This is a genomic window from Labrys monachus, assembly GCF_030814655.1.
Taxonomy (GTDB): domain Bacteria; phylum Pseudomonadota; class Alphaproteobacteria; order Rhizobiales; family Labraceae; genus Labrys; species Labrys monacha.
In genome coordinates, this window is sequence record NZ_JAUSVK010000001.1 from 2,971,902 (window position 1) to 2,993,220 (window position 21,319).

19 protein-coding genes and 1 pseudogene are annotated in these 21,319 nt (G+C 67.1%); 14 read left to right on the plus strand and 6 right to left on the minus strand.

The features are described from left to right. Positions 1-72 precede the first annotated feature (72 nt). The gene (locus J3R73_RS13435) at positions 73-1,377 is read right to left on the minus strand and encodes an ABC transporter substrate-binding protein (protein ID WP_307427565.1); all 1,305 of its coding nucleotides are present in this window, start codon (positions 1,375-1,377) and stop codon (positions 73-75) included. 56 nt (positions 1,378-1,433) lie between these two features. On the opposite strand from J3R73_RS13435, the gene J3R73_RS13440 reads away from it, so the two are divergent. Continuing rightward, on the plus strand, positions 1,434-1,637 hold the full coding sequence (locus J3R73_RS13440; RefSeq protein ID WP_307427567.1) for a hypothetical protein: 204 nt from the start codon (positions 1,434-1,436) through the stop codon (positions 1,635-1,637). 41 nt (positions 1,638-1,678) lie between these two features. Here the strand turns inward: J3R73_RS13440 and J3R73_RS13445 are convergent, their stop codons facing one another. Further along, positions 1,679-2,596, minus strand: a complete 918-nt coding sequence (locus J3R73_RS13445; RefSeq protein ID WP_307427569.1) for a MurR/RpiR family transcriptional regulator — start codon at positions 2,594-2,596, stop codon at positions 1,679-1,681. 136 nt (positions 2,597-2,732) lie between these two features. Beyond that, positions 2,733-3,485 carry a GntR family transcriptional regulator gene (locus tag J3R73_RS13450; protein WP_307427571.1) on the minus strand — a complete coding sequence of 251 codons (753 nt, stop codon included), beginning with the start codon at positions 3,483-3,485 and terminating at the stop codon, positions 2,733-2,735. A 481-nt stretch (positions 3,486-3,966) separates the two neighbouring features. Here J3R73_RS13450 and J3R73_RS13455 point away from each other — a divergent pair, with 481 nt between their 5' ends. The 8 genes from J3R73_RS13455 (at position 3,967) to J3R73_RS13490 (ending at position 13,825) form a co-directional block, all read left to right on the plus strand. Then, positions 3,967-5,070, plus strand: coding sequence for a substrate-binding domain-containing protein (locus J3R73_RS13455; protein ID WP_307427573.1), 1,104 nt, complete (start codon positions 3,967-3,969; stop codon positions 5,068-5,070). A 264-nt stretch (positions 5,071-5,334) separates the two neighbouring features. Then, positions 5,335-6,831, plus strand: coding sequence for a sugar ABC transporter ATP-binding protein (locus J3R73_RS13460; RefSeq protein ID WP_307427575.1), 1,497 nt, complete (start codon positions 5,335-5,337; stop codon positions 6,829-6,831). 23 nt (positions 6,832-6,854) lie between these two features. Continuing rightward, complete coding sequence (locus J3R73_RS13465; protein ID WP_307427577.1) at positions 6,855-7,814, plus strand: ABC transporter permease; 960 nt, start codon at positions 6,855-6,857, stop codon at positions 7,812-7,814. A gap of 2 nt (positions 7,815-7,816) precedes the next feature. Beyond that, complete coding sequence (locus tag J3R73_RS13470; protein ID WP_307427579.1) at positions 7,817-9,034, plus strand: hypothetical protein; 1,218 nt, start codon at positions 7,817-7,819, stop codon at positions 9,032-9,034. Beyond that, entirely contained in the window at positions 9,031-9,957 is a 927-nt protein-coding gene (locus J3R73_RS13475) for a carbohydrate kinase family protein (protein ID WP_307427581.1), read from the plus strand. The genes J3R73_RS13470 and J3R73_RS13475 overlap by 4 nt, the downstream gene beginning before the upstream one ends. 32 nt (positions 9,958-9,989) lie before the next feature. After that, positions 9,990-10,832 (plus strand): BtpA/SgcQ family protein, encoded by an 843-nt coding sequence (locus tag J3R73_RS13480; RefSeq protein WP_307427583.1) that lies wholly within the window; start codon positions 9,990-9,992, stop codon positions 10,830-10,832. A gap of 36 nt (positions 10,833-10,868) precedes the next feature. After that, on the plus strand, positions 10,869-12,314 hold the full coding sequence (locus J3R73_RS13485) for an amidase (protein WP_307427585.1): 1,446 nt from the start codon (positions 10,869-10,871) through the stop codon (positions 12,312-12,314). Positions 12,315-12,616: 302 nt separating this feature from the next. Continuing rightward, positions 12,617-13,825: an ROK family transcriptional regulator gene (locus J3R73_RS13490; RefSeq protein WP_307427588.1), complete on the plus strand. Its 1,209-nt coding sequence runs from the start codon at positions 12,617-12,619 to the stop codon at positions 13,823-13,825. Between the two features lie 6 nt (positions 13,826-13,831). Here J3R73_RS13490 and J3R73_RS13495 read toward each other — a convergent pair whose 3' ends face one another. Together J3R73_RS13495 and J3R73_RS13500 are read right to left on the minus strand one after the other, a co-directional pair. Beyond that, the gene (locus tag J3R73_RS13495) at positions 13,832-14,854 is read right to left on the minus strand and encodes an SIS domain-containing protein (protein ID WP_307427590.1); all 1,023 of its coding nucleotides are present in this window, start codon (positions 14,852-14,854) and stop codon (positions 13,832-13,834) included. A gap of 28 nt (positions 14,855-14,882) precedes the next feature. Continuing rightward, positions 14,883-15,815, minus strand: coding sequence for a BadF/BadG/BcrA/BcrD ATPase family protein (locus tag J3R73_RS13500; protein WP_307427592.1), 933 nt, complete (start codon positions 15,813-15,815; stop codon positions 14,883-14,885). Positions 15,816-15,965: 150 nt separating this feature from the next. Between J3R73_RS13500 and J3R73_RS13505 the strand changes: the two genes are divergently transcribed. The 5 genes from J3R73_RS13505 (at position 15,966) to J3R73_RS13525 (ending at position 20,585) form a co-directional block, all read left to right on the plus strand. Continuing rightward, positions 15,966-17,216, plus strand: coding sequence for an extracellular solute-binding protein (locus J3R73_RS13505; protein ID WP_307427594.1), 1,251 nt, complete (start codon positions 15,966-15,968; stop codon positions 17,214-17,216). A 2-nt stretch (positions 17,217-17,218) separates the two neighbouring features. Then, positions 17,219-18,148 (plus strand): carbohydrate ABC transporter permease, encoded by a 930-nt coding sequence (locus tag J3R73_RS13510; RefSeq protein ID WP_307427596.1) that lies wholly within the window; start codon positions 17,219-17,221, stop codon positions 18,146-18,148. Further along, a complete protein-coding gene (locus J3R73_RS13515) occupies positions 18,145-19,020 on the plus strand; it encodes a carbohydrate ABC transporter permease (protein WP_307427599.1) in 876 nt (291 codons plus the stop codon). Before J3R73_RS13510 ends, J3R73_RS13515 begins: the two co-directional genes overlap by 4 nt. Before the next feature lie 109 nt (positions 19,021-19,129). Beyond that, positions 19,130-19,630 carry a RidA family protein gene (locus J3R73_RS13520; protein ID WP_307427602.1) on the plus strand — a complete coding sequence of 167 codons (501 nt, stop codon included), beginning with the start codon at positions 19,130-19,132 and terminating at the stop codon, positions 19,628-19,630. 238 nt (positions 19,631-19,868) lie between these two features. After that, positions 19,869-20,585: a DUF502 domain-containing protein gene (locus J3R73_RS13525; RefSeq protein WP_370879905.1), complete on the plus strand. Its 717-nt coding sequence runs from the start codon at positions 19,869-19,871 to the stop codon at positions 20,583-20,585. 285 nt (positions 20,586-20,870) lie between these two features. On the opposite strand, the pseudogene J3R73_RS13530 reads toward J3R73_RS13525, so the two are convergent. Then, a pseudogene (locus J3R73_RS13530) lies at positions 20,871-21,107 on the minus strand (type II toxin-antitoxin system VapC family toxin); the annotation flags it as partial. Positions 21,108-21,319 lie beyond the last annotated feature (212 nt).

Here is a 21,319-nt window from a genome sequence, read left to right on the forward strand (position 1 = left end):
GAGGCGGCCGGGCGGCAATCGAGAATCGCGGGGGAGCGCGGTGCCGAACTCCCCTCGGATGCTGCAACCGGATTACTGGTACTGTTTCTTGAGGTCGGCGACCTTGCTGCTGAGCTGCTCGATCAGCTGGTCCGTCGATCCATTGCCGCGGATGTATTCCTGCACATTCTGCATCATGAACAGGTCCCATTCGGGGAACCAGATGTTCTTGGCGACCTTGCGCGAGGTCCCGAGCTCGAGCTGCTTCTTGGTGATGTCGATGTCGCGCCACTTCGAGAAGCTGCTGGCGATTTCCGGATCGGCCATCACCTCCTTGTAGGCGGAGCCGAGGCCGAATTCGAGCGCCCAGCGCTTGATGACATGATACTGCCCGTCCTTCGACTTGCCGCCGAAGAAGCGCAGGAGCTGCCATACCCGGTCGACGTCGACGGGCTGCGCGCCCATCATGTAGACGGCCGTCCAGGCGAAGGTCGAATGCGTCTTGCCCGGCATCAGCGCGTTCTTCACCTTGCCGGCCGCCTTGGAGAACTTGGGATCGTTGGCGACCTTCTGGTCGTAATCATGCAGGATCATGAAGGTGTGGCGGCCGGTGGCGTAGCTCGGCACGCCCTCGTTCGGCAGCGTCATGATATCCGGCGTGACGAGCTGCTCCTTGTAGAGCGTGCGATGCGTCTCCAGCACCTTGCGGAGCGCCTCGTCGGCGACGAAGTCGTTCTTGTCGTCGAAGACCGGCGCACCTTCGGCATACCAGCAGGAGAAGAGACTCCACGACAGCTCCGGCCATTTCTGGCCCCAGGCGCTGTTGTAGGGCGCATCCGAAATGCCGTCCTTCTTCAGTTTCCGGCAGGCGTCGATGAGGGAATCCCAGCTGTCGGGCGGCGCGGCGATGCCGGCCTTCTGCAGATGCTCCTCATTGTAGATGAAGGCGTTGTGGCCCGCGTAATAGGGTAGGCCGGCGAGCTTGCCGTCGGGCAGCGACATGGATTCGACGCTGACGGGGAACATGCCCGCCTTGATGGCGTCGATGTCGGGAAGGCCTTCGAGATCGCGCGTCCAGTCCGCCGCATGCCAGCGGGCGATATGGTCCTCCTCGGCATAGAGCATGTCGATATGCTGGCCGCCGGTGAGCTTCGTCTCGACGACGGGATGGTAGTCGCCGCTGACGAGTTCGTAGGTGACGTTCTCGTCGTAGAGCTTCTTGAAGATATCGACGTTCTCCTCGACGATCTGCGGCTGGTATTGCCATCCGATGAAGGTGAGGGGGGCCGAAGGCGCCGCCATGGCCGACCGGCCGAGCATGGTGCTCGCCGAAAGGGCCGCCGCTCCCTTCAGGACGCTGCGGCGCGACAACAGATAGCGTTCCAGTGATTTGTCCATCTATGCGTTCCCGTCACGGCTCTGGAATTCCGACGCCATTCCCTGGCGCTCGAATGATGGCGGCGATCACGGAACCGACCGGTTCGGTGACGACCGATAACGCCGGGCCGGGGCTGGCTGGCCGTATCAGCCATCATGTCCCGCCGGGCGACGAGGGGGATCATGGACCGGGCTTGCGCGAACTGACAAGCGGAATTTTCATTTTATTGTCATTTTGGTCAGGAATGGCGCCGATAATTGTTCCAAAAGGTAAAATATGATTGGAAAAGCAAATTTTTGCCGCATGGCGGCCTGGAAAGCCTCAGTCTGAGACCGGTTGGCTGTCGTCCACGTCGCGATAGGTGGTGAATTGCTGCTTGATGCGGCGCAGCTTCTCCTGGGCCAGGGGACGGCACCGGACCGCGGTGCCGTAGGCCACGAGGTCGATGATCGAAAGGAAGGCGTAGCGCAGGCATGTCGGCCCCAGCACGTCGCCGTCGTCGACGACCGCCGGCGCCAGCGGCACGTGGCAGGCGCGCACGAGCGGGGTGCCGGCCACGGTGAGGGCGATCGTCGACGCGCCGTAATCGGCCGCGATGCGCGCGGCCTTGATGAGTTCCTGATTGTTGCCGCTGAGCGAGGAGCAGATGACGACGTCGCCGCGCTCGACGGTGGCGGCCAGCATCATCTGCATCTGATGGTCGCTGCTGGTGCTGATCCGCAGCCCCAGCCTGAACAGGCGGTTGTGGATTTCATCCACCAGCCAGCTCGAAACGCCGCCGCCGCCGAAGGCATAGATCATCCGGCTGTGGCTGACGAGATCGATGGCGCGTTCGAGCATGGCGAAATCGACGGTGCGCTGCGCCTCCATGATCGCCCGCTGCGCACGCATGACGATGCGCTCGCCCACTTCCTTCAGGGAGCCCGGCGGCGTGCCCGGCTCGAAATAGCGCGTGCCGACCCGCATGCCGCTCATGATCTTGAGCTTGAGGTCGCGCAGGCCGTCGCAGCCCGTCATCCGGCTGAAGCGGGTGATGGTGGGGGCCGACACTTCCAGCCAGGTGACGAGGTCCTCGATCGGCTTTTCGACGAAAGTGGTCGGGTGTTCGAGGATGGCGCGTGCGATCTTGCGGTGGGAGCGCGAGAATTCCCGCTCGTGGTCGAGAATGAAGCCGATGACGTCATGGGCCGGAAAGCCGGCTTCGTCGGGCTGCTCGCTGCTGGTGGTGACCTTGGCCATGTTCGTCGTGCGCTTTCCCCATGCATGCCCACGACGAATCTTGCGCCAGATCGCGACGCGAGGTCCATGAAAATTTCATTTTCCGATCAAAATCGAAATTCTGCGCGGGCCGCGGGGCCCGCGCATCGCGGCGGCGTCAGGCGGGCTCGCCGGTTTCGAGCTGGAGGCGGTAGCGGTCCGCCCGGAAATGCAGCACGGCATATTCCATCGGCGCTCCGCCCCGCGCATGCGAGCGGCGGCGGACGATCAGCACGGCCGAGCCTTTGGCGATCTGCAGTTCCCCCGCCATCTCGTCCCCGACGATCGCCGCCTCGATGAATTCCCGGGCGCCGGTGAGGGTGACGTCGCATTTGCGGCCGAGCCAGGCATAGAGCGAGCCTTCGCTCAGCTCGGCGGCGGTCGGCGGTGCGACCGAACGGAAGAGGTCCGGCGACAGCCAGGAGACGGCGATGCAGATCGGCACGCCGTCGGCCTTGAGCAGACGGCGCGACTGGAAGAGGGGGGTATTGACGGGGGTGCCGAGGGCCTCGGCCGCCTCCGCCGTGGCCCGGACCCGGCCGGCGAAGAGCGTCTCGTGCGAGGGCTGCAGGCCCCGGCGCCGCATGTCGTCGGAGAAGCCGAACATTTCGGCGGCCGGTTGGCTGACCTTGGGGCTGAGCACGACCGAGCCCTTGCCGGAGCGCCGGTTGATCAGGCCCTCCTGCTCGAGGCGGTCGAGCGCCGCCCGCGACGTGGCGCGGCTGATGCCGAAGATCTCGTTCAGCTTCGCCTCGGAGGGCACGACGTCACCCGGCGGGAAGACGCCTTGGGCTATCGCGTCCCTCAATCGCTCGGCGATTTGAAACCAGAGCGGAAGGGGGCTGGACTTTGGAAGCGGATCGTTCCACATTTCTGTTATATCGTACGAACGTCATGACAATTGCAACGGTCTTCCGGCGCCGCCGTGTCTGTCCGCAAACAGGTCTCCAACCCCGTGAGCGATGGCCGGGCCGGCCGTCGCCGGCGGTGGAAAGGCCGCGCAAGGGCAGCCGCGCCGGCCGGAAGCGAGGGATGAAGGGCGGCATTTCCGGCTGTTTCCATCACGCTCCTCGTCGTCGGCACCTCGGCGTCGCGGAGCAACCTGTCGAAGGGCTGCGATTCGGCCGGGATCGCATCGTAGCACGGCCGACGCAGGGCCATCGCCATCCCCCCCGGGGCTGGCGCGGCCCGGTGAGATATCGGCGGCGGAACCATCATCCGCCGCAGCCATTCGCCGTGGAGGGCAAGCTTCCTTCATCCACGGCGGCCGGCGGGCAGCGGCGAGGCCGCTCCCGTCCAAGAAGAAGAAATCCGATCCATCCATTCCGTTCGATAGAACAAGGGGAACCACGATGCTGAGACGTCTTCTGTTCGCACTGTCCGTCACGGCGCTGCTGCCTGCGGTCCCGGCCCTCGCCGAGGACAAGCAGCCCATCTCGCAAAAGACCTGCACGCAGCTCGCCGCCGAGTACAAGCAGCTGCCGTTCACCAACATCCTGCCGCTCGACGAGGGGCCGATCGCCATCGGCGGCAAGGTCAAGCCGCTGACCATCGGCTTCTCGCAGACCGCCTTCAACCATCCCTGGCGCATCTCGATGCTGGAATCGCTGCAGGCCGAAGCGTGCCGGCATTCCAACATCAAGCTCGTCGTGCTCGACGGCAATGTCGACGTCGCCAAGCAGAGCAACGACGTGCGCGACCTCATGGCCCGCGGCGTCGACGCCGTGCTGCTCAGCCCGGTCGAATCGGCCGCCCTGGTGCCCGCCGCCCGGGCGGTGATGGGGTCGGGCATTCCGCTGATCGTCATGGATCGCGACGTTCCCACCGACAAGACGCTGTTCATCGGCCAGAGCAACGTCACCATGGCCGAGCAGGTGGCCGAGCGCATGGCCAAAGATCTCGGCGGCAAGGGCGACATCGTCGTCATCACCGGCCTGAAAGGCTCGTCGCCGGCCGTCGACCGCGACAAGGGCATGAAGAACGTGCTCGCCAAATATCCCGGCATCAAGGTCCTCGCCGTCGGCGACGGACAGTGGATCCGCGAGCCGGCGGTGCCGATCATGGAGGACTTCCTCACCGCGCACCCCCATATCGACGCCGTCTTCTCGCATGCGGAGGAATCGTCCTGGGGGGCCCAGCTCGCCATCGCCCGGGCCAAGCGCTGCGGCGACAAGATCCGCCAATATACGTTCGACGGCTCGAATGCCGGCTTCAAGGCCGTGAAGGCCGGGACCTTCAGCGCCGACGGCAACTACACGCCCTTCATCGCCGACATCGGCCTGCGGGCGGCGCTCTACAAGCTGATGGGCAAGGATATCGCCGGCCAGCATGCCTATGACATGCCCGGCCAGCGGCTCCTCCTGCCGGACTCGCCGACCGTCGTGCCCGAGAACGCCGACCAGTGGATCGGTCGCGGCTGGGGCACGTTCGAGCCGACGCCCGATCCCTGCAAGTGACGGCTTCCGCGGCCTTCTGAGGCTCGGACGCGCGAAGGCGCCATCTCTCCCGCTCGCGGGGAAGGGATAGAGGGGCGGGGGGTCGAGACAACCTGCTCGATTTGAGCAGGATTGCGATGCCCCCGACCCATACCCTTCCCCACAAGAGGGAGGGGCTTCAGCATCCGGTTCCCCGGATTTAAACTGACGCCGATGGGCAGGACGCCCGTCATTGAAATCGGTCCCATGCCGAAAAATCACGCATCCTGAATTGATGGCGCTCCGATGGCGACAGCAGGCGATATTCTTCTGGACGTGCGGGGGCTGACGAAGAGCTTCGGCGGCAATGTCGTGCTTTCCGGCGTCGATCTCACCCTTCACGCCGGCGAGGTCCATGCCATCGTCGGCGAGAACGGCGCCGGCAAATCGACGCTGATCAAGACGCTCGGCGGCGTGCACCGTCCCGACAGCGGCTCTCTGCTCATCGACGGCATCGAGACGACGCTGCGGTCGCCGCGCGACGCCATCGCCCAGGGCGTGGTCGTCATCCACCAGGAATTGTCGCTGGCGCCCCATCTCAGCGTCGAGGAGAACATCTTCCTCGGCCATTTCCCCCATACGCGGCTCGGATTCGTCGACCGGGCGAAGATCCGTGCCGATACGCGCGAACTCCTCGGGCGCCTTTCCATCATCATCGATCCGCAAAGGCGGGTCAGCGAGCTCAGCATCGCGCAGCAGCAGATGGTGGAGATCGCCAAGGCCATATCGTTCAAGGCCAAGGTGCTGATCCTCGACGAGCCGACCGCGGTCCTCGACGAGGACATGGTCGCCACCCTGTTCGCCCTCATCGCCAAGCTGAAGGCCGACGGCCTCGGCATCGTCTTCATCTCCCATCACCTCGAAGAGATCTTCCGCATCGCCGATACGGTCACCGTGCTGCGTGACGGGGTCCGCACCGGGGTGAGCCGGGTCGCCGGCATCGATCAGGATTGGCTGGTTTCCCGGATGATCGGCCGCGACTTTCCCGCCCACCTCGCCCGCGCCCGCAAATCCGGCGCGCCGGCGCTGGAGGTCGAGAACCTCACCCTTGCCGGCCGTTTCGAGAATGTCTCCTTCACCGCCCGGCAGGGCGAGATCGTCGGCCTCGCCGGCCTGGTCGGCGCCGGACGCACCGAGGTGGCGCAGGCCATCGTCGGCATCACGCGGCCGACGTCGGGCGTGGTCAAGGTGTTCGGCAAGCCCGTGCGCGTGCGCAGCCCCAATGCGGCGGCGCGCCTGAGTATCGCCTATGTCAGCGAGGACCGCAAAGCGCTCGGCCTGCTGCCGAACCGGCCGGTGCGCGAGAACGCCACCATCTCCAACCTCGCCCGCTTCCGCAGCCTCGGCCTGCTGAACCTGGCGCGCGAGCGCGCCTATGTGCGCGGCATCATCGGCAAGCTCGACGTCCGGCTCTCGGGCATGGAGGTCGAGATCAGGACGCTCAGCGGCGGCAACCAGCAGAAGGTGCTGATCGGCCGGGCGCTCGCCGTCGAGCCGCGCATCCTGATCTTCGACGAGCCGACGCGCGGCGTCGACATCGGCGCCAAGAGCGAGATCTACGCCTTCATCGAGGAACTGGTCGCCGCGGGCATGTGCGTCGTGCTGATCTCCTCGGAGATGGAGGAGATCCTGCGGCTCGCCGACCGGGTCGTCGTGCTGCGCCGCGGCCGGGTCGCCGCGACGCTGTCGCGCGAGGAAGCGAGCGAAACCACCATCATGAGAGCCGCCGCCCTGGCGGGTTGAGAAAGATCCGGAACGTCGCCACCATGTCGCTCTCCCCTTCACAATTCCGCCCCGGCCTGGCGTCGCTGGCCAACACCTGGCGGCGCGTCGGCGTTCTCGCGGCGCTCATCCTCCTGGTGATCGCCGCCTCCTTCCTGTCCGACCGCTTCCTGACGCTGCCCAACCTCCTCAACGTGCTCCGGCAGGTGGCGATCGTCGGAATCCTCGCCATCGGCATGACCTTCGTCATCCTGACGCGCGGCATCGACCTGTCGGTCGGCTCCATTCTCGGCATCTCCGTCGTGCTCTATGCCGGCTTCCTGCAGGACCACGGCATGGCCGTCGCCATCCCGCTCGGCCTGGCGGCGGCGATGCTGGCGGGCCTCGTCAACGGCATCGGCGTCGCCTTCGCCGGCATTCCGCCCTTCATCATGACGCTGGGCATGCTGTCCTTCGCCCGCGGGCTGGCCTTCATCTATACCGGCGGCACGCCGATCCCGATCCTCAACGAATCCTTCTACGATCTCGGCAATGATTATCTCCTCGGCGTGCCGATCCCCTCGCTGATCCTGCTCGCCCTGCTGGCGGTGAGCGCCGTCGTGCTGTCGCTCACCGCCTTCGGCCGCAGCCTCTACGCCATCGGCTCGAACGAGGAGGCGGCCCGGCTCTCGGGCGTGCCGGTCAAGCTCTACACCACCCTTGTCTACGTCATCTCCGGTGCGGTCTCGGGCCTGGCGGGGCTGGTCTACGCCTCGCAGCTAAGCATCGGCACGCCGATCGCGGGGCAGGGCTACGAACTCGACGCCATCGCCGCCGTGGTCGTCGGCGGCACCTCCCTGTTCGGCGGACGGGGCTCGGTCGCCGGCACCTTCCTCGGCACGCTGATCATCGGCGTGCTCGCCAACATCCTCAACCTCACGGGAGTCGATCCCTTCGTGCAGCAGCTTTTCAAGGGCGCCCTCATCGTCGTCGCCGTCTACATCATGTCGCGCTCGGACCGTTGAACATGGTGCCGATCCATTCGCCGTTCGCGGCGCCCCCCGACGGGCGGCATGTCGACGGACTCGCAGCGCGGATCGAGGCGATCCGGCCGGCCGTCGACGCCCACATCACCGCCGAGCGGGTCGCGCGCTATCTCGTCGCCATCGCCGAGACGCCGGCGCCCTCGACCGCGGCGAGCGCCATGCGGGTGCCCGTCCTGCGGGAGCTGCTTCGCGCCGATGGCGTGCGCCCGGGGGAGGGGCTGATCCTCGACCCGAATTTCGCGAACACCGCCAGCACCGTCATCCTCACCGGTCCGGGCCGGGCGGCCAAGCCGCTGTGGTACTTCGCCCATCTCGACACGATCAGCTACCTGCTGCTTCCCTTCGACGGCAGCCGCTTTCCGCTGGTGCCGTTCTGCTACCATCTCGTCAGGAGCGGCAGCCGGGCGGCGCGCGTCTATCGTTTCGACCTCCGAGAGGGCCGCCACGTCGCGATCGCCGAAGGGCTGCTCGAATCGGAGGACCAGATGCCGTTCTTCCGGCCCGCGGACGGGTCGCCCGCCCTGCAGGCCGGCGACCGGGTGGTGCTGGTGGCCGAATGCCGGCCCGGCCCCGGGGGCCAATGGACCGGCCATTTCGACAATGCCGGCGCGGTCGCGGCTCTGGCGGTCGCCGCGCCGGTGCTGGCGCAGGCCGGGGTCGACGCCCTCCTGGCCTTTCCCGACGAGGAGGAGGGGCCGACGGGAACCGGCAGCCAGGTGATGGGTCGCGGCGGCTCGCGCATCGTCAGCCTCCTGCCGGCGCCGGACCTCGCCGTGGTCGCGGACATGCAGCAGGCGGGCGGCGGCACGGGGGCGGAAAATCCGCTGCCGGGGCCGGAGAACAGCACGCGGCTCGGCGAGGGGGCCGTGCTCAGCGAGTTCTCCAGCCTGGCACGCGGCGCGGTCACGCCGCCGGCCCTCTATGCGCTGGCGCGCCATCTGGCCGGCCTGCTGCCCGCGGCCGGCGTGAAGGTGCAGGAATCGAACAACGCCTATACCTCGCGCAGCGACGACGTCAGCGTGATCCTGAAGACGCCCAACATCCTGCTGCTCGGATTTCCCGGCTTCGACCGGCATTTCGACAGCGCGGTGCCGCGGGCGGCTCTGTCCGATATCGTCGACCTCTCGAAGGCCCTGGTCTACACATCGCTGCTGCAGCCGATCGCCAGGGCCTTCAACGCCGGCGGAGGGGGATTATGACCGACATCGCGACGATCGGGTGGCTGACGGTGGACGACATCGTCCTGACCAGCGGCCTCTATCGCCAGGGCGTGCGCGGCGGCGGCGTCCTCTATTCGGCCGTCGGGGCCCGCCTGTGGAACGACGCCGTCGGCATCCATTCGGTTGCCGGCCGGCCTTATTTCGACGAGACCTGCCAGCAGATCGCGGCGCGGGGCATCGACATCGGCGGCATCGGCCGCAGCGAGGGGAACGGCCTCGAACTCTGGCTCCTGCACGAGAGCGAGGTCCACAAGCAGCAGGTGCCGAAATTGTCGTCGTCCGACGCCGTCGGCCTCGACGGCGAGCGCGGCCCGCTGCCGCCGTCCTATCGGCAGGCGCGCGGCTTCCATATCGCGCCGCAGGGGCCGGCGAGCTCCCTCGCCAATGCCCGTGCCCTGTCGGCGCTTGCCCCGCAGCCGGTCGTCACCATGGATATCCTCTCGGACGGCTTCATCGACGCGGGCGCCTATCGCGATCTCGCCTTCCTGTCCTGCGTCACGGCCTTCATGCCGAGCGAGGCCGAGATCCACCGCATCTGGGGCCAGGCCGAGATCGAGCCCTGGCTGCGCGAGAACGCCGTCCGTTTCGGCTGCCACATGGTCGCCAAGCTCGGCGAAAGGGGATCGCTGGTGTGCGAAGCCTCGACCGGAAGGCTCATCCATGTGCCGGCTCTCGCCGTCGGGGTGCTCGACACGACGGGGGCCGGCGACAGCTATTGCGGCGGCTTTCTGGCCGGCCTGGTCGCCGGCCGGCCGCTCGCGACCTGCGCGGCGATGGGCACCGTTTCGGCCTCCTATTGCGTGGAGGCCTGCGGCGCGCTGGCGACCGCCAACCCCGACCCCGACGAACGCGCCGACCGCCTCCGCCGCGCCGAGGCGGCGGCTCGCGTGCTCCCTGCCTGACAGGCTCCCCTTCGATCCGGACCGGACGTTCCATGCTCATAAGCGCGACGAAATCCTCCCCGCTCGACACCCTCTTCGGTGTCGCCAAGCCTCTCATCGGCGATATTCACCTGCTGCCGCTGCCGGGGACGCCGCGCTACCGCGGCGAGCCGATGCGTGCCATCATCGACCGGGCGCTGGCCGATGCGGAAGCCTTCGGCGAAGGCGGCATGGATGGCGTCATGGTGGAGAATCACGGCGACATTCCCTTCCTGAAGCCCGACGAGATCGGCCCCGAGATCATCGCGGCGATGGCGAGGATCGCGGCGGCCGTGGCGGACAGCGTCGGGGTGCCGGTCGGCGTCAACCTCCTCGCCAACGGGGCGATCGGCGCGCTGGCCGTCGCCAAGGCGAGCGGGGCGCGGTTCATCCGCGTCAACCAGTGGGTCAATGCCTATGTCAGCAATGAGGGCCTCGTCGAAGGCGAGAGCGCACGGGCCCTGCGCTACCGCCGGCAGATCGACGCGCAGGACGTCGCCATCTTCGCCGACGTCCATGTCAAGCACGGCTCGCATGCGATCGTCGACGACCGCTCGGTGAGCGAGCAGGCGCGCGACGTCGAATTCTACGACGCCGACACCGCCATCGCGACCGGCAACCGCACGGGCGATGCGGTTCCGCCCGCCGAGATCGCCGCGATACGCGCCGGCACGAGGCTGCCGGTCATCGCCGGCAGCGGCATCACGCCCGGCAACGCGGCGGAGATCATGCCGCTGCTCGACGGCGCGATCGTCGGCTCCAGCCTCAAAGTCGACGGCGTCTGGTGGAATGCGGTCGAGATCGCCCGGGTGCGGGCGCTCGTCGAGCGGATGAAGCCCCTGCGCGACCGGCCCTGAGCCCACACGACAACAAAGCAAGGAATGGGAAAAGCGATGACGACGGTCACTTCCGATCTTGTGCGGCTCTATGCCGAAAGCGACGCCCTCGCGCTGGCGGAACTGGTGCGGACCCGGCAGGTCTCGCCCGGCGACCTCGTCGAGACCGCCATCAGCCTGATCGAGGCCCTGGACCCCAAGCTCAACGCGGTGGTGATCCGCCTGTTCGATCTCGCCCGCGAGGCGGCGCGCACGCCGCCGGAAGGCCCCTTCGGCGGCGTGCCCTTCCTCCTCAAGAACATCGCTTCGACCTGGAAGGGGACGCCGCTGACCAACGGCCTCGGATTCATGAAGGATTTCGTCTGCGCCGACGATTCCGAGATGGTCCGGCGCATCAAGGCCGCGGGGTTCCTGCTGCTCGGCCGGACCAACACGCCCGAATGCGGCTGGTCGATCGGCACCGAGCCGAGGCTGTACGGGCCGACGCTCAATCCCTGGAACACCGCCATCACGCCGGGCGGGTCGAGCGGCGGGGCCGCCGCGGCGGTTGCGGCGCGGATGGTGCCGCTGGCGGAAGCCTCGGATGGCGGCGGATCGATCCGCGTGCCCGCCTCGTGCTGCGGCCTGGTCGGCCTCAAGCCCTCGCGCGGCCGCATCACCTACGGGCCCGACACCGTCGACCTGTGGTTCGGCAGCATCGCCATCCTCTGCGTCACCCGCACCGTCCGCGACACCGCCGCCTATCTCGACGCGGTGGCCGGACCGATGACCGGCGATCCCTATGTCGCGCCGGCGCCCGCCGAGGGCTGGCTGGCGCAACTCGCCAGGGCTCCGCAGCAGCTGCGCATCGGCTATACGCGGGAGGCGCCCTGGGGGCCGCCCTTCGCGCCGGAGGTGACGGCGGCGCTGGAGGAGACGCTGCGGCTGCTCGAAAGCCTCGGCCATCGCGTCGAGGAGCACCGGCTCGGCGTCGATCTCGAACAGGCGTGGTGGCGCTACAACGACATCAATGCCGTCGAGACCGCCGCCGATTTCGACCGGCTCGCGGCGAGCGTCGGACGGCCGATGGTGGAGGAGGACCTCGCGCCCTTCAACTGGTCCCTCGCGCACTATGGGCGCTCGCTTTCCGCCGTCCACTATTCGGAGAGCATCGCCGCCGTCCGCAAGGCGAGCCAAGCCATCGCCGTCGACCTCGCCCCCTTCGACGTGTTCCTGACCCCGACGCTCACGCAGACCCCGCGTCCGCTCGGCTACTGGTCGATGGAGGACGGCGACAGGGAGCGCTATCTCGCGCGCTGGTCCGACGCCGCCTACATGTTCGCCTTCAATCTCTCCGGCCTGCCGGCCCTATCGGTGCCGGTCGAGGTCACGCAGACGAACAGCCCCATCGGCATGCAGCTCGTCGGCCGCCATGGCGACGAGGCCACCCTCCTGCGGCTGGCGCAGCAGATGCAGGACGTCCTCGCCTGGGACAGGCGTCGCCCTGCCATCGCGGCAATCTGAGCGGGAGCGCCGACGCCCGGTCCGCCTTTTCTGCAAGCGTCGCGCAATGCGGCGGGCAGGCTCCATAGGCCTAGAGCGGTTCAGAATTTGTCATTGCCGGGCTCGTCCCGGCAATCCAGCCGGGCCGCAAGCCGTCATGCCGCACGAAGTCCGGATACCCGGGACAGGCCCAGGCAGGACAAGGATTGTGCCTTCTCCTCTTGTCCCGGCGCCCATGGACAGGATGTCCGCGCTCCGGGATTTGATGTACCGGTTGGACGGTTCACTTGCGCAGCGCAGACTGCCCCTATCCGGAACGAGCCATGGCCTATCCGAGCATACCGTCGCTGACGGAGAGTTCCCGCGCCGTCCTGCGCGTGCTGGCGGCGCAAGGGCCGATCACGCGTCCCAAGCTCGGCGCCATCCTCGAACTCTCCAAGCCGACGATGTCGGCGGCGGTCGCCGAATTGAGCGAGGCCGGCCTGGTCACCGCCTTCGGATCGCACAAGGGCGCGACCGGCCGCACGGCGACGATCTACGGCCTTGGGCCGGCCGCCGGCTACGTCATCGGCATCGACGTCGGCGAGGCGCAGGTCCGCGCCGTCGCGCGCACGCTGGACGACATGGCGCTGGCGACCATCGAGGAGCGCATTCCCCGCAAGGGCAAGGCCTCGACCGACGAGGTCGGCGAGGTCGTCGACTCGGTGGCCCGGGCGACCATCCTCGCCGTCGGCCAGAAGGAAAGGAAGCTGCGGGCGATCGCCGTGGCGGTGCCGCGCATCGTCTCGGTGCATCGCCTCGGACAGGGCAAGCGGAAGGGGCCGGAGGCGGCGCTTCGCCGGTTGAGGATGGGGGCGGAGGCGCCCGTCATCCTCGAAAACAACGTGAACTGCGCCGCCATCGCCGAGCACCATTACGGCGCCGCCAGGAAACACGGATTGTTTTCCTACCTTCAGGTGGGGGTGCGCATCGGGCTCGGCATCGTCGTCGACGGCACTCTCCTGCGCGGAGCGAACGGCGCCGCCGGCGAGATCGGCAGGCTTCCCTTCCCCTGGTCGCCCACGGAGGTGCCGTTCCGCGAAGGCCTGGAGCATTATCTGGGGTCGGAGGCGCTGATCCAGCGCTGCGCCATCGGGTGGCCCGCGGAGGAGGGACCTCCGCCGAGTTCGGCGAAGGAATTGTTCGCGCGGGCGGAGGCCGGCTCCGAACACGCGCTGACATGGGTTCGGCGCCATGCCGCGGACATCGGCCGCCTGGTCGCCGCCTGCATCGGCATGCTCGACCCCGGCCTGATCGTGCTCGGCGGCGGCGTGGGGCAGAACCCGCTCGTCGTCGAGGAGGTGCAGCGCGTCGCCAGGGAACTGACCTGGTCGACCGAGATCGCCGTCAGCGCCCTCGGCGCCAACGGCTCGGCGCTGGGCGCGATGCGCCTCGCAGCCGATTTCGCGCTCGGCTCGATCCTCGGCGAGAGCCGGCATCCTGCCGTCATACTTCCGCCGCTCGGGCACGGCGACGCCGGCGCGCAGGCCTGACGGCGCTCACAACTCTGTGGGAGACCAGGGCTTGAGCTTGGTGTCGGTCTGCCGGTAGCGGAAGGTGATGTCGGTCAGCCCGGCCGCATCCTGCATCTCGCCGACGACAAGCTGCGCGGCGACGATCTGCAGGATGGCATCGGCGATCTCGTTGTCGAGATCGGGAACCTGTATCACCACGAGATTTTCGCCGGAGGCCCTGTCCGTCCGGCTGGTGACGAGCACCGAGGGGCAGCCGAACGCCGCGACGTCCTCGGCGATCTTCGCCTCGCGCCCCTTGCCGAAGGCGATGAGGCCGGTGCGCGAATCCTGCGATTCCATCGGCCCGTGGAGATAGTTCAGCGTGTCCCATCCGGCGGCCGGCACGCGCACGGCCTCGCGGATCAGCATGGCGGCTTCGCCGGCCGTCGCGAAGCCCGCGCCGGCGCCGACGATGTCGATGCCTGTGCGCCCGGCGAGGAGGGCCGCTGCCTGCTTCGCCGGGCCGGCGGCGGAAGACAGGAGAGCCGCCACCGCATCCGGCAGGCGCTCCCAGGCCACCGTCGCCTTGCCGAGGAGATGGTCGCCGAACAAGCCGATCGCCAGCAACATGCTGGTGTAGCCGGTCGAACTCGCGCCATTGTCCGCGCCGGATTGCGTGCCGATGGCGAGACCGGTGAGCTTCGCCAGCGGATTGTCGGTGGCGCGGCAGATCGCCAGCCTCGGCAGGTTCGGCCGCATCTGCATGACGTCGGCGATCTCACGGCTCTGACCGGACGCCGACAGGGCGACGAAGGCGTCGGCGGCGCTGTCGACGGCGTCGTAGAGGTCGGTCGAGCAATAGGCATAGGCCCGGCACCCCCTGGCGCGCAGGAAGGCCGCGCCGGCAAGCGCGGCCTGGTAGCTCGCCCCAATGCCGGCAAAGCCGATCGCCCTGCCGCGAAAAGCGCCGAGATCCAGCGTGTCCAGGGCCTGCAGGACCTCGAGGCGGGTGGTTTCGATGCTCTCCGGCTGCCGGGCCACGGCCTGGCGATAACCGATCCTCTTCATGGCGGGTCTCCTGTCAAAAATCCCGGGGTCAAGGCCGCCCGGCGTCGGCAGGCTGCGGCAGGCGCAGGGCCCGTTCGGCCAGAGCGAGGGCGCCGGTGACGGGCGGCGCCTGCAGAAGGAAGACCCGGCTGGCGGGCGAAACGATGGTCATCGCCGCCCTGAACTCGTCCATCAGCCTGGGCTGCTCGACGATGACGCCGCCTCCCGCGACGACGTCCGACGCATCCGCGCCGCGCCGGATCAGCACGCCCACCAGGGCGGCCAGCGCGGCCCCGCCATCCGCGACGACCTTCCGCGCCAGGGTCGATCCGGCATCCGCCGCCGCGAACACGGCATTGGCGTAGCGGCCCCAGATCACGGCGCTGCGCGTATCGTTCAGGAGCCGGCCGAGCATGGTGGGATCATCGGTCCCGAGTTCCTGCATCAGGGCATCGGCGAGAGGATCCGGCCTTTCGCCGGCGTCCAATGCGCCGCGGATCGCCTTGGCGGCGTCGCGGACGAGGGCAGGGGCGCTGCCTTCGTCGCCGAGGATCCAGCCCCAGCCGCCGGCGACGAGCATCCGGCCCTCCGCCGTGCGGGCGACCGCGATCGAGCCCGTGCCGGCGACCACGCCGATGCCGCCGAAACGGCCGGCGGCGGGCGCCATCAGTTCGGAATCGTTGACCACCCGGATGACGCCGGGAAGATGGCCCGACAGTTTCGCCTGGAACGTCCGGCACTGCTCGTCGGTATCGCAGCCATGGGCGCCGACCACCAGGGCGGCGAGGGTGGCCGCGTCCAGCCCTTCATCCGCACAGAACTTCCTCACGACATCGGCGAGCGCCCTTGCATCGGGATCGACCTTGCGGATGCGCCATGAATCCGTCGGCAGGGTCAGTTCGGCGACCGGAGCGCCGCGGGCGAGCATGATGCTGGTTTTGGTGCCGCCGATATCGATACCGGCAATGAGTTCCTGACGCACGGATCCGCCCATCGTTCCACGAGCGAAGAGGCCGCCCGCCCTTCGCCCCAATTTAGTTAGGAAGATTTACGAACTATCTAGCCAGAGGGCAAGAACTATGATTTGCTCGCCTCACCAATAAGCACCAACGCGTGCGAGGGGATGACCGGGATGAACACCAGACGCATCGGATTGACGATCGGGTCGGCGATCGCCGCCTGGGGATTGGCCGCGTCGGTCGCGCTGGCGACCGAGATTTCCTTCTGGACCTGGCGCCAGGAGGACAAGGCCGCCTATACGGAGATCTTCTCCGATTTCACCAAGCTGAACCCGGACATCACCGTCAAGTTCGAGTCCTTTCCCGACGAGAACTACCCGACCATCGTCTCCACCGCGCTGGCGGCCGGCCGTGGCGGCGACGTCATCCATACCCATGCCTATGGCTGGCTGGAGCAGTTCGCCAAGGCCGGCTATTTCGTGCCGCTCGACAGGGCCAGCGTGCCGTCCATCGACAACATGCCGGCCGATGCCCTGGTCGCGGGGACCTACCGCGCCGACGGCAGGCTCTATTCGCTGCCCTTCGCCTCGCAGACCCTCGGTCTGTTCATCAACAAGGACGTCTTCGCCAAGGCCGGCCTGACGCCCCCGAAGACATGGGACGAGTTCCTCGCCGTCGGCAAGGCGCTGAAGGACAAGGGCATCATCCCCCTTGCGAACGGGCTCGGCACGAGCTGGTTCAATGAGATGTTCGTCGCCATCTTCACCAATCCCTTCCTCGGGCCGGACTTCGTCGGCGACCTCACCTCGGGCAAGACCACCTTCAAGGATCCGCGTTACGTCGCGGCGCTCGGCAAGCTGCTCGAACTGCGCGACGACATGCCGACAGGCTATGAGGGCGTGGACTACGACACCGCCGGCCAGCTCTTCCTCACCGGCCGGGCGGCGATGCTGGCGGGCGGCAGCTTCGACATCTCGACCTACAGGTCGGAGGATCCCGGCATCGACATGGCCTTCGTCGCCCCGCCGGCCCCGAAGGCCGGAGCGCCGGCCTATGTCACGAAATTCTATGACGGCGGCTATGCCGTGAACGCCGCATCACCCAACAGGGAAGCCGCACTGAAACTCGTGAACTACATGGGCACCAAGGCGTTCGGCGACAAGCTTTCGGCCCTGCTGGGCGACATCTCGCCGATCAAGGGCGTCGAGATCAAGGATCCGATGCTGGCCGAGGTGGCGGCGCTGAACCGCACGGCCATGCCGCATATCAACGTCGTCTATTTCCGCTTCCAGAAGCCGACGGGCTCGGAACTCCTGCAGGGCGACATCACGAGGATGATGGCCGGTGCCATCACGCCCGACCAGCTTGCCGCCGACCTCACGGCCGGCATCGCCAAATGGTACGCGCCGTTCCAGGGCAAGTGACGATGCCGTCCCGCCGCCGCCGCTCATTCCTGCCGCGGCGGCGCACGCTGTGGATCGCCTTCCTGCTGGCGCCGGCAGCCTTGATCATGACCGCCTTCGTCGTCTGGCCGCTGCTGTCGGCGCTGCGGCTGTCCTTCTACAGCTTCAACGGCCTGCGGCCGGCGGGCTTCGCCGGACTGGAGAATTTCCGCCAGGTGCTGATTGAGCATCCCTTCAGCGATTGGACCTACAACGCCCTGTTCCACAACGTCGTCGTCTTCCTGGCGCTGATGGTGTTCGAGAACGGCACCGCCTTCCTGCTGGCATTCGCCCTCCTGAAAGCGCTTCCGGGCCACCGCGTCCACCAGGTCATCGTGTTCCTGCCCGTGGTGCTTTCCGCCGTGGTCGTCGGCTTCCTGTGGAAATTGCTGCTCCATCCGCTGTTCGGGCTCGTCAACCAGAGCCTGGCGCTGGTCGGCATCGGTGCGCATGCCTGGCTCGGCGATGAATCGACGGCGCTCGGCAGCATCATCCTCGCCAATATCTGGCACTGGCTCGGCTTTCCGACGCTCGTGCTCCTGGCCGGCATGCAGCGCATCGACAAGGAAGTGCTGGAGGCGGCGCGCCTCGACGGCGCCGGCGATTTCAAGCTGCTGACGCAGATCATCTGGCCGCTGATCGCCCCGAGCGTGACGATCATCTACATCCTGACCTTCATCGGCAGCTTCAACTGGTTCGAGCTGCCCTACATCATGGCGGGCCTCACCGGTTCGCCGGGAGGGTCGACCGACGTGCTGGGGCTCTATTTCTACCGCACCGCCTTCGGCAGCACGACGACCGGCATCCAGGATTTCGGCCAGGGCAGCGCGCTCGCCGTGCTGATGTTCATCCTGATCGCGGGCGTGACCTGGATGGCGCTGCGCATTCTGCGGCGCCGGGAGGCGGACCTATGACGCTCGCCGACCGCGACGCGGCCACGCACGGCCCGCCTTCGGCCAGGAAGCGGGGCTTCTCGCTCGGCGACGGCGCCATCCAGGCCGTGCTCGTGCTGAATGCGTTCATCATGCTCTACCCGCTGTTCGTGATGCTGATGTCCTCGTTCAAGACCAACGCCGAGATCTTCACCTCGCCCTTCGCCCTGCCGAGGAGCTTGTCGCCCGCCAATATCGAAAAGGTCTGGAACGAAACCAATTTCGTGCGCTATCTCGCCAATTCGGTGGGCGTGACGGTCGCCTCGATCGCCGTGATCGTGGTGGTCGGCACGATGGCGGCCTATGCCATCGCCCGCTACGAGTTCCGCTTCAGCGGGGCGGTGCTGATGTTCTTCCTCAGCGGCATGACCGTGCCGCTGAAGCTTGCCATCATCCCGCTGTTCATCCAGCTCGATACGCTCCACCTCATCGACACCTATGCCGGGCTGGTGCTGGTCTATGTGGCGATGGGAATCCCTTCGGCCATCTTCATCATGACCGGATTCCTGCGCTCCCTGCCGCGCGAGCTGGAGGAATCCGCCCGGCTCGACGGCGCCAGCGAGTGGCGCATCATGCTGTACGTCATGCTGCCTTTGGCCCGGCCGGCCCTGGTGATCGTCGCCATCCAGAACGCCGTGCCGATCTGGAACGATTTCTTCTTCCCGCTGATCCTGATCACCTCCGACGATCGCAAGACCCTGCCGCAGGGCCTCACCGTCTTCATGGGCGAATTCACGACCAATTGGGGCGTCCTGTTCACCGGCCTCTCGCTGGCCGCGCTGCCGATCACCCTGGTCTATATCGCCCTGTCGCGCCACTTCATCGCTGGCATCACCCAGGGCGCGGTGAAGTAGGCCGGACCTCGACGCTGATCCTTGCCCGCGGGCTGGCTCGACAGGCGGCGACCGATCGGCCATATCGCCGTCTGGGACGGAACGGCGGCAACCGCGGAGAAACGGCATCATGCAGATCGAAAAGCGCATCGAAGAACTCGGCCTGATCCTGCCGGAGACGGCGAAGGTACCCTTCGGCATCGTGCTCGATTTCGCGTGGGTGCGCGTGTTCGGCGATCGGGTCTACGTGTCCGGGCATGGGCCGCAGGCGCCGGACGGCAGCGTCGTCGGTCCCTTCGGCAAGGTCGGCGACGAGGTCAGTCCGGAACAGGCGGCCGACGCGGCCCGCCTCGCCACCCTGTCCGTGCTCGGCAGCCTCCGGCGGGCGATCGGCGATCTCGACCGCATTGCGGCATGGCTGCGGGTGGAGGGCTACGTCCTCGCGGCCCCCGGCTTCGACCGCACCACCAATGTGGTCAACGGAGCGTCGAGGCTCATCGTCGAGCTCTTCGGGGAAGACCGCGGCCGGCACGCTCGAACCGCCATGGGCGTCGCGGCGACCCCGCTCAATTGTCCGGTGGTCATCGCGGCGGAACTGGCGCTGAAGCCGCAGATTCGCGTCCTTTCCTGAGGCGGCGCAGGAAACGGCAGGCACCTTCGTCTCCATTCGGGACCGAAGCGCCGGATCCGGCGGCGGTACGATGCCGTTTGCCGCCCCGCCTTTGATATAGAAAATTAAATAATCTATATATTTCAAATATATATAAGATATAATTTATCTTTCATATGAGGAATATGACTCTCGTTTGAGCGCCGCGTGCCTAAATTTGCATCGACAGGACCGGCATGCTCCATGCTAGATATCCGGCATGGTGCGAGAGACGACATCCCCTGCCATCATGCCGGCCGGCCCGCCGCAGCGCACGAGCCGGCTGGGCGGCCTGCATCATTATTTCCTCACCGGCCTCGTGGTGGCGGGCCCCGTCGCGATCACGGTCTATCTGACCTGGACATTCGTCAAATGGGTCGACGGCTGGGTGACGCCCTTCATCCCCGCCCGCTATTTGCCCGAGACCTATCTTCCCTTCCAGATTCCGGGCTTCGGTCTCGTCGTCGCCTTTGTCGGCCTGACGCTGGTCGGCTTCTTCACCGCCAATCTCGTCGGCCGCACGCTGGTGCGCTTCGGCGAGAACCTGCTCGACCGCACGCCTGTGGTACGGGGCATCTACAAAGCCCTGAAACAGGTCTTCTCCACGATCTTCTCCCAGTCGGGCACCTCGTTCCGCAAGGCCGGCCTGGTGGAGTTCCCCGCGGGCGCCTGGTCGATCGTCTTCATTTCCTCCGAGCCGAGCCCGGTGATCGAGGAAAGGCTGCCGGGCAGCGACAGGGAGGGATGGGTCTCGGTCTTCATGCCATGCGCACCGAACCCGACCACCGGTTTCTTCTTCCTGCTGCCGAAGTCGAAGGTGATCGAATTGTCGATCAGCATCGAGGAAGCGACGAAGCTGGTGATCTCGGCCGGGCTGATCCAGCCGGAATCCGCCAAGCCGACGATCAAGGAGGCCTCGGAGCGTGTTGCGGTCTGACGGAAAAGAGGTGGCCAGCCGGTGGAAAGTCAGGCCGCCGGTCGTGACTGTCCCGACTTCTCGTCGGGAGCAGCAGCTTTCGGGACGTGTCCGGGATGCACGAAGGACCGCTGCGGGGCCACTGCCACTATAAGAAGCTTGCCTGGTCGCTGGGGCACGTCAGGCAGACATGCGCCTCCAACGGAGGCCGCCATTCGCCGCGACGATCGCATCGTTCTGCTCGTCGGTCCGGTCACCCGACATGGAGCCGCCGGCGGCGCTTCGTGGAGAAGGAGGCGGCCCGGCTCATGCCAGCAACTGTGTCGGCACGCCGAGCGCCGGACCGACCTCGGCGAGCCGCTGGTCCAGCGTGTGCACCGTGGCGCCATGCTCTGATGCGATAGCGAGGTGCAGCGCGTCTCCAGCCCGAAGCCCAAGCCTATGTTGATCGGCAAATTTTGCCGCTGCCTGGGACGGCCCGCCTCTCACGGCGAGCACGGTAAAGCTCTCGGCGACCAGCCTGTTGAACATCGCGAGTGCTGCCAAGGCGTTCTGTCATGGCGCCACGCACGCCGGAGCAGAAGCGGACGGCGTTTCTCGATCAGGAAATCTCAGCGGCTCAGGAGCGATAAGAAGGCGCGTTTCCATCAAGCCCATCTCAAGAACAAACACCAACCGCAATGCCAAGCTGAGAGTCACGGGCGAGAACGCCGGTGACTCTCTGCAAGACTCCTGAAGGACGCAGCATTTTAGGC

Excerpts from the sequence above, each read along its gene's own strand:
- J3R73_RS13455 (WP_307427573.1), top strand. The coding sequence starts at position 3,967 with ATGCTGAGACGTCTTCTGTTCGCACTGTCCGTCACGGCGCTGCTGCCT.
- J3R73_RS13470 (WP_307427579.1), top strand. The coding sequence starts at position 7,817 with ATGGTGCCGATCCATTCGCCGTTCGCGGCGCCCCCCGACGGGCGGCAT.
- J3R73_RS13460 (WP_307427575.1), top strand. The coding sequence starts at position 5,335 with ATGGCGACAGCAGGCGATATTCTTCTGGACGTGCGGGGGCTGACGAAG.
- J3R73_RS13440 (WP_307427567.1), top strand. The coding sequence starts at position 1,434 with ATGGCGGCGATCACGGAACCGACCGGTTCGGTGACGACCGATAACGCC.
- J3R73_RS13450 (WP_307427571.1), bottom strand. The coding sequence starts at position 3,485 with ATGTGGAACGATCCGCTTCCAAAGTCCAGCCCCCTTCCGCTCTGGTTT.
- J3R73_RS13510 (WP_307427596.1), top strand. The coding sequence starts at position 17,219 with ATGCCGTCCCGCCGCCGCCGCTCATTCCTGCCGCGGCGGCGCACGCTG.
- J3R73_RS13475 (WP_307427581.1), top strand. The coding sequence starts at position 9,031 with ATGACCGACATCGCGACGATCGGGTGGCTGACGGTGGACGACATCGTC.
- J3R73_RS13465 (WP_307427577.1), top strand. The coding sequence starts at position 6,855 with ATGTCGCTCTCCCCTTCACAATTCCGCCCCGGCCTGGCGTCGCTGGCC.
- J3R73_RS13495 (WP_307427590.1), bottom strand. The coding sequence starts at position 14,854 with ATGAAGAGGATCGGTTATCGCCAGGCCGTGGCCCGGCAGCCGGAGAGC.
- J3R73_RS13485 (WP_307427585.1), top strand. The coding sequence starts at position 10,869 with ATGACGACGGTCACTTCCGATCTTGTGCGGCTCTATGCCGAAAGCGAC.
- J3R73_RS13505 (WP_307427594.1), top strand. The coding sequence starts at position 15,966 with ATGAACACCAGACGCATCGGATTGACGATCGGGTCGGCGATCGCCGCC.
- J3R73_RS13520 (WP_307427602.1), top strand. The coding sequence starts at position 19,130 with ATGCAGATCGAAAAGCGCATCGAAGAACTCGGCCTGATCCTGCCGGAG.
- J3R73_RS13515 (WP_307427599.1), top strand. The coding sequence starts at position 18,145 with ATGACGCTCGCCGACCGCGACGCGGCCACGCACGGCCCGCCTTCGGCC.
- J3R73_RS13490 (WP_307427588.1), top strand. The coding sequence starts at position 12,617 with ATGGCCTATCCGAGCATACCGTCGCTGACGGAGAGTTCCCGCGCCGTC.
- J3R73_RS13445 (WP_307427569.1), bottom strand. The coding sequence starts at position 2,596 with ATGGCCAAGGTCACCACCAGCAGCGAGCAGCCCGACGAAGCCGGCTTT.
- J3R73_RS13525 (WP_370879905.1), top strand. The coding sequence starts at position 19,869 with ATGGTGCGAGAGACGACATCCCCTGCCATCATGCCGGCCGGCCCGCCG.
- J3R73_RS13480 (WP_307427583.1), top strand. The coding sequence starts at position 9,990 with ATGCTCATAAGCGCGACGAAATCCTCCCCGCTCGACACCCTCTTCGGT.
- J3R73_RS13435 (WP_307427565.1), bottom strand. The coding sequence starts at position 1,377 with ATGGACAAATCACTGGAACGCTATCTGTTGTCGCGCCGCAGCGTCCTG.